Genomic DNA, 14564 nt, shown 5'->3' with positions numbered 1-14564 from the left:
TAGCTCTCCAGTGCCTGTTCCGCCCAGATCGTCTTGCCCGTCGTGTTGTACCTGCTGCCCCACCTGACGGCGAGCTGCGCGATCAGGAAGAGGCCGCGCCCGCCCTCGTCGGTGGGCCGGGCGCGGCGCAGCCGGGGCTGGCTGTTGCTGGGGTCGGAGACCTCGCACACCAGGACCTTGCCGCGGCGGTCGCGGATCAGCCGCAGCCCGATCGGGCCGCCGGCGTAGCGGATCGCGTTGGTGACCAGCTCGCTGACCATCAGCTCGGTGCTGAACGCCAGGTCGGGCAGCCCCCACTCGGCGAGCTTGCCGACCACCAGCTCGCGGGCGTCGGTGACCGCGGCCGGGTCGTCCCTGACCGGCCAGCTGGCCACGTCGGCGGGGGCGGTCTCCCGGACCCTGGCCAGCAGCAGGGTAGCGTCGTCGGTGAGCTTGGCCGGGGCGATGTCGCGGGCCATCGCGTCGGCGGTGTCCTGCAGGTCGGCCCGCCGGTCGAGGGTGGCGAGCCGGCGGGCGAAGGCGTCCATGCCGGCCGCCAGGTCGTGCTCGTGGCCGTGTTCGACCAGCCCGTCGGTGTAGAGCACCAGCATGCTGCCCGGCTCCAGGTCCACCTCGGTGTCCTCGAAGGGCAGGCCGCCCACGCCCAGGGGCGGTCCCGGTTCGAGGGCGGCGAAGGCGAAGCCGCCGTCGGGGCTGATGATCCCGGGCGGCGGGTGCCCGGCGCTGGCCATGGTCAGGCGGCCCGCCACGGGGTCGTACACGGCGTAGAGGCAGGTGCTGGCGAGCACGTCCTCGTACGACGCCTCGGTCGACTCGCCGAACCGCAGCACCAGGTCGTCGAGGTGGGTGAGCATGTCGCCGGGTCCCAGATCGAGGTCGGCGAGCGCCTGGACGGCGGTGCGCATCCGGCCCATGGCCGCGGTGGCGCGCAGCCCGTGCCCGACCACGTCGCCGACGACGAGGGCCACCCGCAGCGAGGACAGCGGGATCACGTCGTACCAGTCGCCGCCCGCACCCTGGGGTCCTGAGGTCGCCGGCAGGTAGACGCCGGCCGCCTCCAGCGCCGCGGTGTCGGTGCCGGCCGGCGGCAGCAGGGCGCGCTGGAGGGTGACGTTGGCGGTGCGTTCGCGGGTGTAGCGGCGGGCGTTGTCGATGCTGAGGGCGGCCCGGGAGGCGACCTCCTGGAGGAGTTGCAGGTCGTCGTCGGTGAAGGGGCCGGACTCCGCGGTGCGCCACACCGACACGCCGCCCAGGATCAGCCCGCGGGCCAGCAGCGCGCACTGCATGACGGCGGTCGCCTTCGGCGGCACCAGGCGCCGCATCAGCGCCGGGTCGTCCTGCATGGCCTCGCTGATGGCGGCCCGGTCGGGCAGGATGTAGGCCTCGCCGCGCTGGAAGCGCTGCACCGCTGGCGTGTTGGGCATGTGCGGCAGGTCGGTCCCGGGCCGGATGTAGTCCTCGGGCCAGGTGCCGTCCTCGGGCGCCATGGCCACACAGCGCAGGCCCTGGTCGCCGCGGGCCACCCGTTCCGGGGGTTCCTCGCCCGCGTACACCTTCCTGACCAGGTAGACCGTGGCCTCGTCGCCGAGGCCGGGGGCCAGCGCGGAGGCGAGCTGCTGCGAGGACTCGGCCACGTCGAGCGAGGAGCCGATCATGGCGGCCGCGTCGAAGAGCAGGTCGAGCCGCCGTGTCTCCTTGGTGGCGTTGACCAGCGCGAGCACCAGCGGAGCGGGTTCGCCGGGCGGGGCGGCCAGCGGCAGCGCGGTCATCGTCACCGCCAGCTCCGAGGTGCCGCTCATCCGCTGCCGGTGGGCGATGAGGGGTTCGCGGCTGGTCTGCACCCGCTGCAGCCGGGCGGCCAGCGCCTGGGCGTCCTGCTCGCGCACCAGGTCCGTCAGCCGGGCGCCGGCGGCGAGTTCCAGGCCGTTGAAGTGCTCGGGGTCGAGGCGGCTGCCGGTCACGCGGAGTGCGGTGTCCAGGGCGGCGAGCCCGATCGCGGGCTGCAGGGCCAGCGCGTCCAGCAGCGCCTGCCCGAAGTGGGAATCGGGGGGAGGCCACTGCTCGGGGTCCCCCCTGACGTACCTGTCCACTGCCAGTACCGCCTCGCTCGGTCGCGCGGGACCTTCGGTGCGCCGGACCTCTTCATGGTACGAGCAGGTGCCGTACGGCACTCGGTGCGCGGATGGACCCCCAGGTCACAGCGGTGGGCAAGGGTGACGGCGACCGGCGGACCTTGCATCGAACGGCATCTAATGATTAGACTTCTAATCGTTAGATGTAATGCCTGTCCTGCTAGGATGCGCCCGTGCGGAACTCCCAGGCCCCGATCGGCCTCCAGCTCAGCCAGACGGCCCGCGTCGTCGGCCGCGCGTTCGACGACGCGCTCGACCAGGCGGGCGGTTCGCTGCCTGTGTGGCTGATCCTGCTGAACCTCACCATCAGGGAGACGCCCCACCAGCGCGCGCTGGCCGAGGCGGTCGGGGTCACCGGCGCCACGCTCACCCACCACCTCAACGCGATGGAGAAACGCGGCCTGATCACCAGGCAGCGCGATCCGGACAACCGGCGGGTGCACGTGGTCGAGCTGACCGAGGACGGTCGGCAGGCCTTCACCCGTCTGCGTGAAGCCGCCCTGGAGTTCACTGCCCGCCTCAACGCCGGCCTGAGCGACCAGGAGGTCGAGACGCTGTCCCGGCTCCTGGGCCGCCTCGCAGCCAACGCCGGCGGCCCCGGGCAGGGCGTCCCGCCGTGGGAAGGCCTCGCGGAAGGGAAATGAGATGACGAACACCCAGCAGCCCGAACGACAGCCCGGACAGCAGCCGGCCCCGCAGCCGTCCCGCTTCCGGCGCAGCGTGCAGCCCAAGCTCATGAAGCTGGCCAACGTGCCGATGCGCCAGGTCCTGGCGCTGCCGGTGCCGACCCCGCTCGGCAGCCGCCTGATGCTCGCCCACATCGTCGGGCGCAGGACCGGCAAGCATTACAAGCAGCCGATCAGCTACGTGCGCGACGGCGATGTGCTGCTCACCCCGGGCGGCGGCAAGTGGAAGCTCAACCTGGACCCGGCCACCCCGGTGCGCCTGCGCATCCGCGGCCACGACCACGTCGCCAGCCCCGAGCTGGTACGCGACCAGGCCGAGGTCACCCGCCTGCTCGCGGTGATGTCCGCGGCCAACCCCGCACTCCAGCGCTTCGTCCCGCTCCCCAAGGACCCCGACGGCAGCCCCGACCAGAAGGCCCTGGCCCAGGCGATCCGCTACGGCTTCTGCATCGTGCGCTGGCACCTGGAGGACCCGGCCGCCGCCTGACGCCGTGCCGGCATGCACCCGGAGGTGTACCGGCTCGCCGACCGCCCCCGGCGAGCCGCTACCTGACCGCCGGCCTGCTCACCAACTTCAGCGGCGGCGTCGTCCGGGGCGCCGCGATCTACCGCCGCACCTCCTGCTGACCCGCCGGCTGGGGCACCGGCTCCAGGAACTCCAGGCGGTTGCCCACCGGGTCCTCGGAGTAGAAGCGCCGGTGCCCCGGCAGGCTGTCGTCCCACACGACCTGCGCACCGCGCTCGGCGAGGCGGGCGGCGTACGCCTCGATGCCGGTGACCCGCAGGCCCGGGTGGGCCTTCTTCGCGGGCCGGAAGTCCGCCTCGATCCCCAGGTGCAGCTGCACCTGCCCGGCCTGGAACCAGCACCCGCCCCGCGCGGCCGGCACGGGCGGCTTGGGGATCTCGGCCATGCCCAGAACCCCTGTGTAGTAGCCGCGCAGCCGGTCCTCACTGCCGGGCGGCGCTGCGAGCTGTACGTGGTCGACGGCGGTGAGCATCGTACGGTTCCTCCTCCATGCCGGCGGAAGGGTGCGCCTCCCTCGTGCCCACCCCGTACGGCAATCCTGCCCGTACCCCCGGCGGGCGGTCAGGGCGGGGCGACCTCCGCGCGGACCGTGCGGGCGGCGGTGACCAGGTTCTGCAGGGACGCCCGGGTCTCGGGCCAGCTGCGGGTCTTCAGGCCGCAGTCGGGGTTGACCCACAGGCGGTCTGCGGGGATGGCCCGCAGACCGGTGCGCAGCAGCTGCGCGGCCTCGTCGGTGCCGGGGACGCGGGGGGAGTGGATGTCGTAGATGCCGGGTCCGGCCCCCCGCGGGTAGCCGTGGGCGGCGAGTTCGCGCGCCACCTGCATGTGGGAGCGGGCCGCCTCCAGGCTGATGACGTCGGCGTCGAGGTCGTCGATGGCCTGCACGATGTCGCCGAACTCGGCGTAGCACATGTGCGTGTGGATCTGGGTGTCGGAGCGCACGCCGCTGGTGGTGAGCCGGAAGGCCTCGGTGGCCCAGGCCAGGTACGCGGGCCGGTCGGCGGCCCGCAGCGGCAGCGTCTCGCGCAGCGCGGGCTCGTCCACCTGGATCACGCAGGTGCCCGCGGCCTCCAGGTCGGCGACCTCGTCGCGCAGGGCGAGCGCGACCTGCCGTGCGGTGTCGCCGAGCGGCAGGTCGTCGCGGACGAAGGACCAGGCCAGCATCGTGACCGGTCCTGTGAGCATGCCCTTGACCGGGCGGTCGGTGAGGGACTGGGCGTAGGAGGTCCACCGCACGGTCATCGGCTCGGGGCGGGAGATGTCGCCCGCCAGGATCGGCGGGCGCACATAGCGGGTGCCGTAGGACTGGACCCAGCCGTGCCGGGTGGCGAGGTAGCCGGTGAGCTGCTCGGCGAAGTACTGGACCATGTCGTTGCGTTCCGGCTCGCCGTGCACCAGGACGTCGAGGCCGGTCTTCTCCTGGAAGGCGATGACCTCGCGGACGGCGTCGCGCATGCGCTCCTCGTAGCCGGCCGCGTCGATCCGGCCGGTGCGCAGGTCGGCGCGGGCGGTGCGCAGGTCGTCGGTCTGCGGGAAGGAGCCGATGGTCGTGGTCGGCAGCAGCGGCAGGCGCAGGCGCGCGCGCTGGGCGGCGGCCCGGTCGCCGTACTCCTGCGGGCGGCGGGTCTCGGCGGCCGTGACGGCCGCGGCCCTGGCCCGGACCGCCGGGTCGCGGGTGATCGGGGAGCCGGCCCGGGAGGCCAGGGCCGCGCGGTTGGCGGCGAGTTCGCCCGCGACGGCGCCGGTGCCGTGGGCCAGACCCCTGGCCAGGGCCGCGACCTCGGCGGTCTTCTGCCGGGCGAAGGCCAGCCAGTGCCTCACCTGCGGGTCGAGGTCCCGCTCTGCCGCGGTGTCCAGCGGCACGTGCAGCAGTGAGCAGGACGCGGCGACGTCGACCCGGTCCGCGAGCCCCAGCAGGGTGCCGAGGGTGGTGAAGGACTTCTCCATGTCGTTGGTCCAGATGTTGCGGCCGTCGACGACGCCGGCGACGAGCCGCATGCCGGGCAGGCCGCCGACCGCCGCGAGGCCTTCGAGGTTGCCGGCCGCCGCGCCGGTGAAGTCCAGCGCCAGGCCTTCCACGGGTGCCTCGGCCAGGACCGGCAGGGCCTCGCCGAGCCGGTCGAAGTAGGAGGCGACCAGGATCTTCGGCCGGTCGGCCCGCGCGCCGAGGTCGCGGTACGCGCAGGCGGCTGCGTCCAGTTCCGCCGCGGTGCGGTCCTGGACCAGGGCGGGCTCGTCCAGCTGCACCCAGGCGGCGCCGGCCGCGCGCAGGTCGGCCAGCACGGCGGCGTACACCGGCAGCAGCCGCTCCAGCAGGCTCAGCGGCTCGAAGCCGGCGGGCGCGCCGGGCGCGGGCTTGGCGAGCAGCAGGTAGGTGACCGGGCCGACGAGCACCGGGCGCGCGGTGAGGCCGAGGTCCAGCGCCTCGGTCAGCTCGGCCAGCTGCTTGGCCGGGTCGGCGGCGAAGACGGTGTCGGGGCCGAGTTCGGGCACGAGGTAGTGGTAGTTGGTGTCGAACCACTTGGTCATCTCCAGCGGCGCCACCTCCTGGGTGCCGCGGGCCATCGCGAAGTAGCCGTCCAGCGGGTCCGCGGCGACCGCCGCGCGGTGCCGCTCGGGAACCGCGCCGACCATCAGGCTGGTGTCCAGGACGTGGTCGTAGTACGAGAAGTGACCGGTGGGCACCTCGTGGATGCCGGCGTCGGCGAGCTGCCGCAAGGTGCCGCGGCGCAACTCGGCGGCGGTCGCCCGGAGGGCGCCGGCGCTGACGCGGCCCTTCCAGTAGCCCTCGACGGCCTTCTTCAGCTCCCGGTCACCGCCCTGGCGGGGGTAGCCGTACACGGTGGCCCGTGCTGCCGCGGCTGCGGACCTGGCTGTCACGGAGATCTCCTTCACCAGACGGATCCCTGTGTGTCCCGGCGACGGGACAGGAGCGTGAAGGTGCACTCCGAGCGGAACGCAACACCGCGGGCGTGCACTTGCGCAAGGACATGCACGCCGACCCGCCCACGAGGTCACCGGGATGCCGTACGCGATCGGTCGCGCAAGGGCGGCGGGCAGGTCTTCGGACTCGCGCGCACTGCTACCCGGCGTCGCGCGGGTGGGGGTGTGGGGGGCGGTGGTGGTCGGTCAGGAGGGTGAGCAGGCGGGTCAGTTCGTGCTGCTCCGCGGGGGTGAGGGGGGCGAGGATCTCGCGCTGGGCGTCGGCGACGAGCGTGTCGAGGCGTTCCAGGCGGCGGCGGCCGGCCGCGGTGAGGGTGACGACGTTGCGGCGGCGGTCGGCGGTGTCGGCCTCGCGGCGGACGCAGCCGGCGTCGGCGAGTTCGTTGAGGACGGCGACCATGTCGCTGCGGTAGATGCCGGTGCGGCGGCTGAGTTCCGCCTGGCTGGCGGGTCCCGACTCGGCGAGCACGGCGAGCACGGCGAAGTGCCACTTGCGTGCGCCCTCGGCGGCCAGGCGCTCGCCGACGAGCCGGTCGGCGACGACCGCGACCCCGGCGATCAGGCGGCTGGGGATGGCCCGCAGCCGGGCCGGGGTGGGTTCTGCGGGCGCGCTCATGGGGGATCCTCCGCCTCTTGTGTTGGTGCGACTAACAGTCTACCTTCGTTAGTGACACAAATGTTTGGGCATCTAACGAATCCCGCTGGAGAGAGCACCGTGATCACACCGTTCCGTATCGACATCCCCCAGGCCGACCTCGACGACCTGGCAGACCGGCTCGCCCGCACCCGCTGGCCCGACGAGGTCGCCGGCGCCGGGTGGGACTACGGCTTCCCGCTGGCGCGGCTCAAGCAGCTCGCGGAGCACTGGAGAACCGGTTACGACTGGCGCGCGCACGAGGCCGAGCTGAACAAGCTGCCGCACTTCACCACCGAGATCGACGGCCAGAACATCCACTTCGTCCACGTCCGGTCCGCCAGGCCCGACGCGCTCGCCCTGGTCCTCACCCACGGCTGGCCCGGCTCCTTCCTGGAGTTCCTCGACGTCGTCGAGCCGCTGTCCCGGGACTTCCACCTGGTGATCCCGTCCATCCCCGGCTTCGGCTTCTCCGGCCCGACGCACGAGCGCGGCTGGGACGCCGTCCGGATCGCCCGGGCCTGGGCCGAGCTGATGCACCGCCTGGGGTACGACCGCTACGGCGCCCAGGGCGGCGACTTCGGCGCGGGCATCTCCCTCGCGCTCGGCGCGGTCGCGCCGGAACACGTCGTCGGGGTGCACGTCAACTACCTGCCCACCCGGCCCGACCCCGCCGTCGAGGTGTCCGCGGCCGACGAGGCCAGGCTGGACACGGTCAGGCAGCTGATGGCGAACCGCCCGCCGTACCAGGCCCTCCTGGCGCTCACCCCGCAGACGATCGGCTACGCCCTGACCGACTCGCCGGTCGCCCAGCTGGTCTGGATCGCCGAGCGGTTCGCCCAGTGGACCGACCCCGCCGCACCGGTCGGCGACGACCGGATGCTCACCGACGTCTCGCTGTACTGGCTGACCGCGACCGCGGCCTCCTCCGGCCGCCTCCACCACGACAACCCGCGGGGGAGCGGGCAGCCCTGCCGGGTGCCGCTCGGCGTGGCGGTCTTCGCACACGACATCACCTTGTCGGTGCGGCCGTTGGCCGAGCGGCTCTACGACATACGGCACTGGTCGGAGTTCGAGCGCGGCGGCCACTTCGCCGCGATGGAGGTGCCGGGGCTCTTCGCCGAGGACGTGCGCGACTTCTTCCTCAGCGATCTCGCCGACCCTGCCGGCCTCGCCGACCCTGCCGCCTTCGGCTCCGAGCGCGGGTGACGTACGAACCGGCTCGGGTCTCAGCCGACCGTCAGCACCGCCTTGCCGGAGAAGCGCCGCTCTCGCAGGTCGGCCAGCACCTCGGAGAGCCGGGTCCAGTCGGCGGTCCTGGCGAGGGTGGGGTGGAGCCGCCCTGCGGCCACGAGCCCGACCAGCAGGGCCAGGTCGGCGGCCGGCGGTTCGGGGTGGGCGTAGGAGAGGTAGCTGACCAGGCGGGCGCCCTCGTGGCCGATGAAGTCGTAGACGTCGACGGGCGTCTTCTCGCCGCTGCTGGTGCCGATGACGGCGATCGTCCCGCCCGGGGCGATCGCCTTCAGCGCCCCCGCGAGCGAGTCGCCGCCGACCGACTCGGCGACCAGGTCCTGGCCGGGGTCGGCGTCCCACACCGACGGCACCACACTGTCGGCGCCCAGCTCAAGCAGTTCCTTGTCGTGCCGGGCCTTCGCCACCGCCGTCACCCGGGCGCCGCCGACGGCTGCCAGCTCGGTCAGGAAGCGGCCCACACCGCCGGCGGCGCCGGTGACCAGGACACGGCGGCCGAGCAGGCCGCCGGGCAGCAGTCGCAGGGTGCGCAGCGCGGTGAGCCCGGCGAGCGGGAGGGCCGCGGCCTGGTCGACGCCCACCTCGTCGGGCAGGACGGCGAGGCGGTCGGTGGGTACGGGAACGGTCTCGGCCCAGCCGCCCTGCTCGACCTGGGCGACGACCCGGGTGCCCGGAGCCGGTCCCGACCCGTCGGCGGCGGCCTCGGTCACGACGCCGGCGACGTCCTGCCCTGGCCGCCAGTCCGCGGTACGTGCGGCGAGCAGCGCAAGCTCCCCGCGGTTGACGGAGAAGGCGCGTACGGCGACCAGCGCCTCGTCCGCGGCCCGCGGACCCGGCTCGTCGACGGTGCGCAGCACGGTGCCCTGTGGAGTGTTGACAACGGTCTTCATGGGACCGAGTCAAGCCCGGGAACATCCGCGGACCAATGGGCGGTTCTCCTGCACACAGATCACCGACGGTGATGAATCCGCGATGACGAGGCACGACACGCCATGGAACTGCGACAGCTGCACTATTTCGCCACCGTCGCGGCAGAACTGAGCTTCAGCCGCGCGGCCGAGCAGCTGCACATCGTGCAGCCCGGGGTGAGCCAGCAGATCAGCCGGCTGGAGCGCGAACTCGGCGTGCCCCTCTTCCACCGCACCACCCGGCAGGTGCGCCTGACCCCCGCGGGCGAACGCCTGCTGCCCGAGGCGCGGGCCGCTCTCGACGCGGCCGAGCGCGTACGGCAGCTCGCCGTCGAACTCGCCGCAGGCACCGAACCGGCGGCCCTGCGCATCGGCACGAGCCAGGGCCTCGGCGACCGCCTCGACCGCATCCTGGAGGCCGCGGGCGTGCCGGTACGCCTCACCGCCCGCCCGCTGCACGACCGCCTCGCGGCCGTACGCTCCGGCGAACTCGACGCCGCCTTCGTCCGCGTCCTCACCGGCGCCCCCGGCCTCGACCTGCTCCCGCTGTGGACCGACCCGCTGGTCGCCGCGCTGCCCGCCGCGCACCCGCTGGCGGCCCAGCCGGCGCTGACCCCGGAGCAGCTCTCCGCCCTCCCCGTACGGCTCGCCCCGGCCGAGCAGAACCGGCCGCTGCACGACCTGCTCACCGCGGCCGGTGTCGGACGGCTGCGCGCGGCCCCCTTCACCACCGTCCAGGACACTCTGGCCGAGATCGGGTCCGGCCCGCCGACCTGGACCGTCCTCTACGCCGCCGTGGCCGACCTCACCCCGGTCCGCCGGGTCGCCTTCCGCCCGCTCACCGCCCCGACGCCGACCACCTCCCTCGCGGTACGCCCGGGTCATCGCCCGCCGGGTCTTCGCGACTTCTTGGCGGCCTGCCGCAGCGCGGGCGGCTGAAGCACCAGCCGCTTCCCAGGGTGCCGCCCTGTTCCGACGAGTGCCCGTTCCGCGCTGCCCGGGGATCTTCCGGCCGTCACCCGGGCCGGACACAATCACCGGTATGACGATCAGCACGGGGGCGGCACCGTCCACGCACACCACCGCAGGCGCCCTCTTCCGGGGCTTTGCGACGGGCGGTGTGGTCGGAGGGTCGCTGGCCGCCCTCGTGGTCGGCGCCGTCGTCGAGAGCGTGCCGCTGTTCGTCACGGGCTGGGTGCTGCCGGTGGTCTACGGGTTGCTGTACTTCCTCTCCGGAATGCCCCGCCGCCTGCGGGAGGCCGCCGTCGAACCCTGCATGGCGCTGGCGAAGATCGAGAGCCTGGAGGCCGTCGGGGCCGAGTCGGGCGACGTGCCGGTGCGGTTCGACCTCACCGTCGAGCCGGACGGCGCTGCCGCCTTCCGCGTCACAACCACCGACGGCATCAACCTGGTCGACCTTTCCGACTACCGGCTGGGCGGGATCGTGGTGGTGCGGTACCCGCCGCAGCGGCCGTGGCGGGTGCGGATCGTCAAGCGGCCCCCACCGCAGTGGCAGGAGCGGGCCGCCGGCGCGGCCATCGACTCGGCGCCCAAGGCGTCCACCGTGAGCGAGCCGCCGGAGGGTTGTGCCGTCGGCCTCCTCGCACTCCTCGGCGTCCTGCTCGGCGCCGCCGTCGTGATCGCGCTGTTCCGCACCGAGCTGTTCGACGACACGACTACCCGGCCGGCCTCCACCGCCCGGCCCTCGGCCTCCACCACGTCGTCCACGACGGTCGTCTCGTCGGCGTCCGGCACGGTCACCCTCGGCCCTGGCCAGTTGTTCCTCGACCCGGGCGAACTGCGCCAGGCCGTCGACGGCCTCACCGCGGGGAAGGCGGACGGCCAGGCCCTCACCGTGGTCGTGCAGGAGCGCGTGCTGTCGGTGGTGTTCGCTCCCACCGGCATGCAGGCCTCCGGTTTCGACCCGCGGTCCCTGCCCTACGAGCGCTTCCCCGCCCTCGTCGAGGACGCCAGGACCACGCTGGGAGTCCACGCCCCGCAGAGCTGGCAGATCACCGCGACCGGCCTCGCAGGCCCGGTGACCCTCAAGGTCACCGTGACCGGCTCCACGGGCGCGGCCTCCCTGGACGCCGACGCCACGGGCAAGGTCGTCCGCCGCTTCCCGGCCCACTGACCGCGCGCCGGCGCATGCCGCGGCTACGGATAGAGACGGTAGCGGCTCAGGTAGTCGAGGAGGCCGTCGGTGAGTGGCAGTGCGGTGAGCTCCTCGGCCGTGAACCACCGGGCGTCCGCGGCGTCGTCAGCCGCTGCGACCTCACCGCTGACCTGCACCGCGGCGAAGTCGTGGATCTCCATGACGCGGCCGTCGCCGACCGCGAGATCGAGTGAGCCCAGTTCGTCGAGCACGCGCACTGCCAAGCCGGTCTCTTCCAGCACTTCGCGAGCCGCGGCCTCTTCGAGGGACTCGCCTTCCTCAACCCGCCCACCGGGGACCGACCATCTCCCCGCTTCCGGCTCGGAGGCTCTCAGCACCAGCAGGAAACGCCCTGAGTCGTCCTTGATCACCGCGCTGGCCGCGAGGATCCGGCTCACGGAACGCCCCGCCGAAGCCGCGGTCGCGGGCGGCGGCGGGTCTTCCCGCGGGTGCAGGCGGTCGGTGAGGAAGGCGAGGATCTCGTCGCGGGCACGGAGCGTGGGGTGGCCGGACTCGTCGACCAGGTGGGCCGTCACGACGCTGTGCGGGGTGCCGACCACATCGGCGAAGAAGGGCGGCGGGGCGGGGTTCGCGGCAGTGGCGGGGAGGACGCGGCCGTCGAAGGCGTCGCCGAGCAGCGCCCGGTAGGCCGCGAAGCGCTCGCCCGTGCACCAGCGGTCGCCCTCGAAACGGTAGGCCAGGACGCGGAGTCCGTCACGGTCGATGCGTTCACGGACCGCTCGGGCGTCCGCCGGGTCGAGTTCGAGGCCGCCGGGGTCGTCGAGCGGCAGCGACGGGTGGTTGACCACCGGGGCGATCACCGCCGGCTCCAAGGCCATGGTGAGGGCGAAGTTGCCGGTGAAGCACAGGCCGATCGCGCCCACCCCCGGGCCGCCGCACTCGGTGTGCGCCTGGCGGGCCAGGCCGCGCAGCCACACGGTCACCGGGCTGGTGCCGCCGCCGGCGAAGGCGCGGAACTCCGCACTGACACAGGCCCGGCGGACGACCTCGCGGCCGCCCTCCACCGTGGGGAAGGCGCCGTCCGTCCCGAAAAGGGAGGGCACATGGACGGTGAAGCCCGCGTCCCGGACCCAGCGCGCGAGCCGCAGCACGTCGGGACTGATGCCCGGCATCTCGGGAAGCACCACGACCGCGGGCCCGGTCCCGGCCACGTACACCGTCTTGTCCACACCGTTCACCGTCACCGTCCGGCGGGTGAAGTCGGTCATCGGATCATCGTCGTTCATGGGGCCAGCCTCGTCCCGCCCCGGCCCCGCAGTGAGGGGCGGGATAGCCAAGGTCGGGGGTAATGTCGCCACACGACGTGGGGCAGGTGAGCGGTGGGCGATTCGCAGGCGCGGGGCGCAGGTGTGGTGCCCGGTGCGCTGCGGATCGGGGTCCTGGCCTACCCGGGCTGCTTCGCGTCGGAAGTCTTCGGCGTCCCCGACCTGCTGACGATGGCCGGGTACATCGCCGGGCCTGACGCGGCGCCCGGCTACCAGGTGTCGGTCGTCTCGCCCCGCCGCCACGTCACCGCCTCGGGCGGCGCGAGCCTGGACGTACGCCCGGTGCGCGAGGTGGACGTCCTCGTGGTCCCCGGCTTCGAACTGCCGCCGGACGCCGACCTCGACGCGATACTTGCCCGTCTCGCACCCGAGACCGCCGCGATCCGAGCGCAGGCCGCCGACGGCACCGCCGTGGTCTCCCTCTGCGTCGGCGCGTTCCTGCTCGCCGAGGCGGGGCTCCTCGACGGGAGGAGGGCCACCACCTCCTGGGCGCATGCCGCTGGACTGGCCGAGCGCTGCCCGAAGGCCGACGTGCGGCCCGAGCACCTGGTCGTCACCGACACGGGGGTGACGACCACCGCCGCCTTCAGCGCCATGTACGACTTCGCGCTCGACCTGATCCGCCGGCACAACGGCGCAGGCGTGGCCCGGGCCACCGCACGGCTGACGCTCGTCGACGACGCGCGGGCGTCCCAGACCCCGTACGTCGACACGCGGCTCCTCCCGCAGCCCGGCCGGGGGTTCTCCCAGCAGATCATGCGGCGGCTCGACCAGAAGCTGGCGGAGCGGTACGACCTCACCGCGCTCGCCGCCGCCTTCCAGGTCAGCACCCGCACCCTGCTGCGCCGTTTCGCCGCGGAGACCGGACGCACGCCGCTGGCCCACCTGCAGGCCTCCCGGGTCGACCGCGCCCGCCATCTCCTGGAGACCACCGACCGCACCGTCGCCGCCGTCGCCGCGGCGGTCGGCTACCAGGACCCGGGCTTCTTCGCCGCCCTCTTCGCCCGCCACACAGGCCACCGCCCGAACGCCTACCGTGCCGCCTTCCGCCGCACACCCCCGGCTCCCTCCCCGGACTCGGGCCGACCGGAGACTCAGCCGGACGCGCCTGACGCCGCCGCCTGTTCGTAGTGGTCGGCGAGGTGCCGCTGACCGGTCGCCGGTGAGAGCACGTCCAGCTCGTCCGCGACCTGATCGAGCGTCGGTGACCGCGCATCCGCGGCGCAGCGGACGCGAAGGCGGCCTGATCGGTGCCCGGCTCTGACATGATCGTGGGGAACTCAGTACCGCGCGATCAAGGCACTCAGTGCCACCCGTAGACCCGAGGTGAGGCCCCCGTATGTCCGAGACCCACCGACCGGCCAGGAAGACGCCCATGCGGCAGGCGCTGGCCGAGGCGGCCTTCGAGCTGTTCCTGGAGCGCGGGTTCGAGCAGACCACCGTGGACGACATCGTGGCGCGCGCCGGGGTGGGGCGCCGCTCGTTCTTCCGGTACTTCCCCTCCAAGGAGGACGTGGTCTTCCCCGACCACGAGGGCTGCCTGGCCGAGATGACCGCCCTGCTGGAGGGGGCCGGCGGACGGGACCCGGTGGCCGCGGTGTGCGACGCGGCCCGGCTGGTGATGCTGATGTACGCGGCGAACCCGGAGTTCTCCGTCCGGCGCTACCGGATGACCCGCGAGGTGCCGGGCCTGCGGTGCTACGAGCTGTCGGTGGTGCGGCGGTACGAACGCGTGCTCGCCGGCCACCTGCGGGAGCGGTACGCCGGTGCGCCGGACGGCGACCTGCGGGCCGAGGTGGTCGCGGCCGCCGTGGTCGCCGCGCACAACAACGGGCTGCGGACCTGGCTGCGTTCGGGCGGCGAAGGCGACGTGGAGAGCCTGGTGGACCACGCGCTCGGCCTGGTGCGGCAGGCGTGGGGTGACGGTTCCGGGAGCCCGGCCGGGCGCCGCCCCGAGGACGACGTCGTGGTGCTGGTCGCCAGGAAGGGCACCCCCGTCTGGCGGGTGGTGCAGTCGGTCGAGTCGGCACTGGAGGGCTGACG

General features: G+C 73.7%; 13 protein-coding genes. 7 read left to right on the top strand and 6 right to left on the bottom strand.

Annotated elements, in window-relative coordinates; genetic code table 11:
* A partial coding sequence (locus tag JT723_RS34380) for an ATP-binding SpoIIE family protein phosphatase (protein WP_205048832.1) occupies positions 1-2090 on the bottom strand: 2090 nt, incomplete at its 3' end.
* Between the two features lie 215 nt (positions 2091-2305).
* Between JT723_RS34380 and JT723_RS34375 the strand changes: the two genes are divergently transcribed.
* Together JT723_RS34375 and JT723_RS34370 are read left to right on the top strand one after the other, a co-directional pair.
* Entirely contained in the window at positions 2306-2776 is a 471-nt protein-coding gene (locus tag JT723_RS34375; RefSeq protein WP_205048831.1) for a MarR family winged helix-turn-helix transcriptional regulator, read from the top strand.
* Between the two features lies 1 nt (position 2777).
* Positions 2778-3305 (top strand): nitroreductase/quinone reductase family protein, encoded by a 528-nt coding sequence (locus JT723_RS34370; protein WP_205048830.1) that lies wholly within the window; start codon positions 2778-2780, stop codon positions 3303-3305.
* A gap of 118 nt (positions 3306-3423) precedes the next feature.
* Here JT723_RS34370 and JT723_RS34365 read toward each other — a convergent pair whose 3' ends face one another.
* The 3 genes from JT723_RS34365 to JT723_RS34355 all read right to left on the bottom strand — a co-directional run bounded on the left by JT723_RS34365 (position 3424) and on the right by JT723_RS34355 (position 6903).
* Complete coding sequence (locus tag JT723_RS34365) at positions 3424-3816, bottom strand: VOC family protein (protein WP_205048829.1); 393 nt, start codon at positions 3814-3816, stop codon at positions 3424-3426.
* Between the two features lie 89 nt (positions 3817-3905).
* Positions 3906-6224, bottom strand: a complete 2319-nt coding sequence (metE, locus tag JT723_RS34360) for a 5-methyltetrahydropteroyltriglutamate--homocysteine S-methyltransferase (RefSeq protein WP_205048828.1) — start codon at positions 6222-6224, stop codon at positions 3906-3908.
* A 202-nt stretch (positions 6225-6426) separates the two neighbouring features.
* Positions 6427-6903 (bottom strand): MarR family winged helix-turn-helix transcriptional regulator, encoded by a 477-nt coding sequence (locus JT723_RS34355; protein ID WP_205048827.1) that lies wholly within the window; start codon positions 6901-6903, stop codon positions 6427-6429.
* Positions 6904-7002: 99 nt separating this feature from the next.
* On the opposite strand from JT723_RS34355, the gene JT723_RS34350 reads away from it, so the two are divergent.
* Positions 7003-8130, top strand: a complete 1128-nt coding sequence (locus JT723_RS34350; protein ID WP_205048826.1) for an epoxide hydrolase family protein — start codon at positions 7003-7005, stop codon at positions 8128-8130.
* Between the two features lie 20 nt (positions 8131-8150).
* Here the strand turns inward: JT723_RS34350 and JT723_RS34345 are convergent, their stop codons facing one another.
* Positions 8151-9062 carry a zinc-binding dehydrogenase gene (locus tag JT723_RS34345; protein WP_205048825.1) on the bottom strand — a complete coding sequence of 304 codons (912 nt, stop codon included), beginning with the start codon at positions 9060-9062 and terminating at the stop codon, positions 8151-8153.
* A 102-nt stretch (positions 9063-9164) separates the two neighbouring features.
* Here JT723_RS34345 and JT723_RS34340 point away from each other — a divergent pair, with 102 nt between their 5' ends.
* Positions 9165-10019: a LysR family transcriptional regulator gene (locus JT723_RS34340; RefSeq protein WP_205048824.1), complete on the top strand. Its 855-nt coding sequence runs from the start codon at positions 9165-9167 to the stop codon at positions 10017-10019.
* 103 nt (positions 10020-10122) lie between these two features.
* A complete protein-coding gene (locus JT723_RS34335; RefSeq protein ID WP_205048823.1) occupies positions 10123-11214 on the top strand; it encodes a hypothetical protein in 1092 nt (363 codons plus the stop codon).
* A 23-nt stretch (positions 11215-11237) separates the two neighbouring features.
* On the opposite strand, the gene JT723_RS34330 is transcribed toward JT723_RS34335, so the two are convergent.
* Positions 11238-12482 carry an NUDIX domain-containing protein gene (locus tag JT723_RS34330; RefSeq protein ID WP_205048822.1) on the bottom strand — a complete coding sequence of 415 codons (1245 nt, stop codon included), beginning with the start codon at positions 12480-12482 and terminating at the stop codon, positions 11238-11240.
* 93 nt (positions 12483-12575) lie between these two features.
* Between JT723_RS34330 and JT723_RS34325 the strand changes: the two genes are divergently transcribed.
* The gene (locus tag JT723_RS34325; RefSeq protein ID WP_251513173.1) at positions 12576-13652 is read left to right on the top strand and encodes a GlxA family transcriptional regulator; all 1077 of its coding nucleotides are present in this window, start codon (positions 12576-12578) and stop codon (positions 13650-13652) included.
* Positions 13653-13860: 208 nt separating this feature from the next.
* The gene (locus tag JT723_RS34320; protein WP_205048821.1) at positions 13861-14562 is read left to right on the top strand and encodes a TetR family transcriptional regulator; all 702 of its coding nucleotides are present in this window, start codon (positions 13861-13863) and stop codon (positions 14560-14562) included.
* Positions 14563-14564 lie beyond the last annotated feature (2 nt).

The sequence above is a fragment of the Actinacidiphila bryophytorum genome (assembly GCF_016916835.1).
Taxonomy (GTDB): Bacteria; Actinomycetota; Actinomycetes; order Streptomycetales; family Streptomycetaceae; genus Actinacidiphila; species Actinacidiphila bryophytorum.
This window is presented reverse-complemented; position numbering and strand designations above follow the sequence as displayed.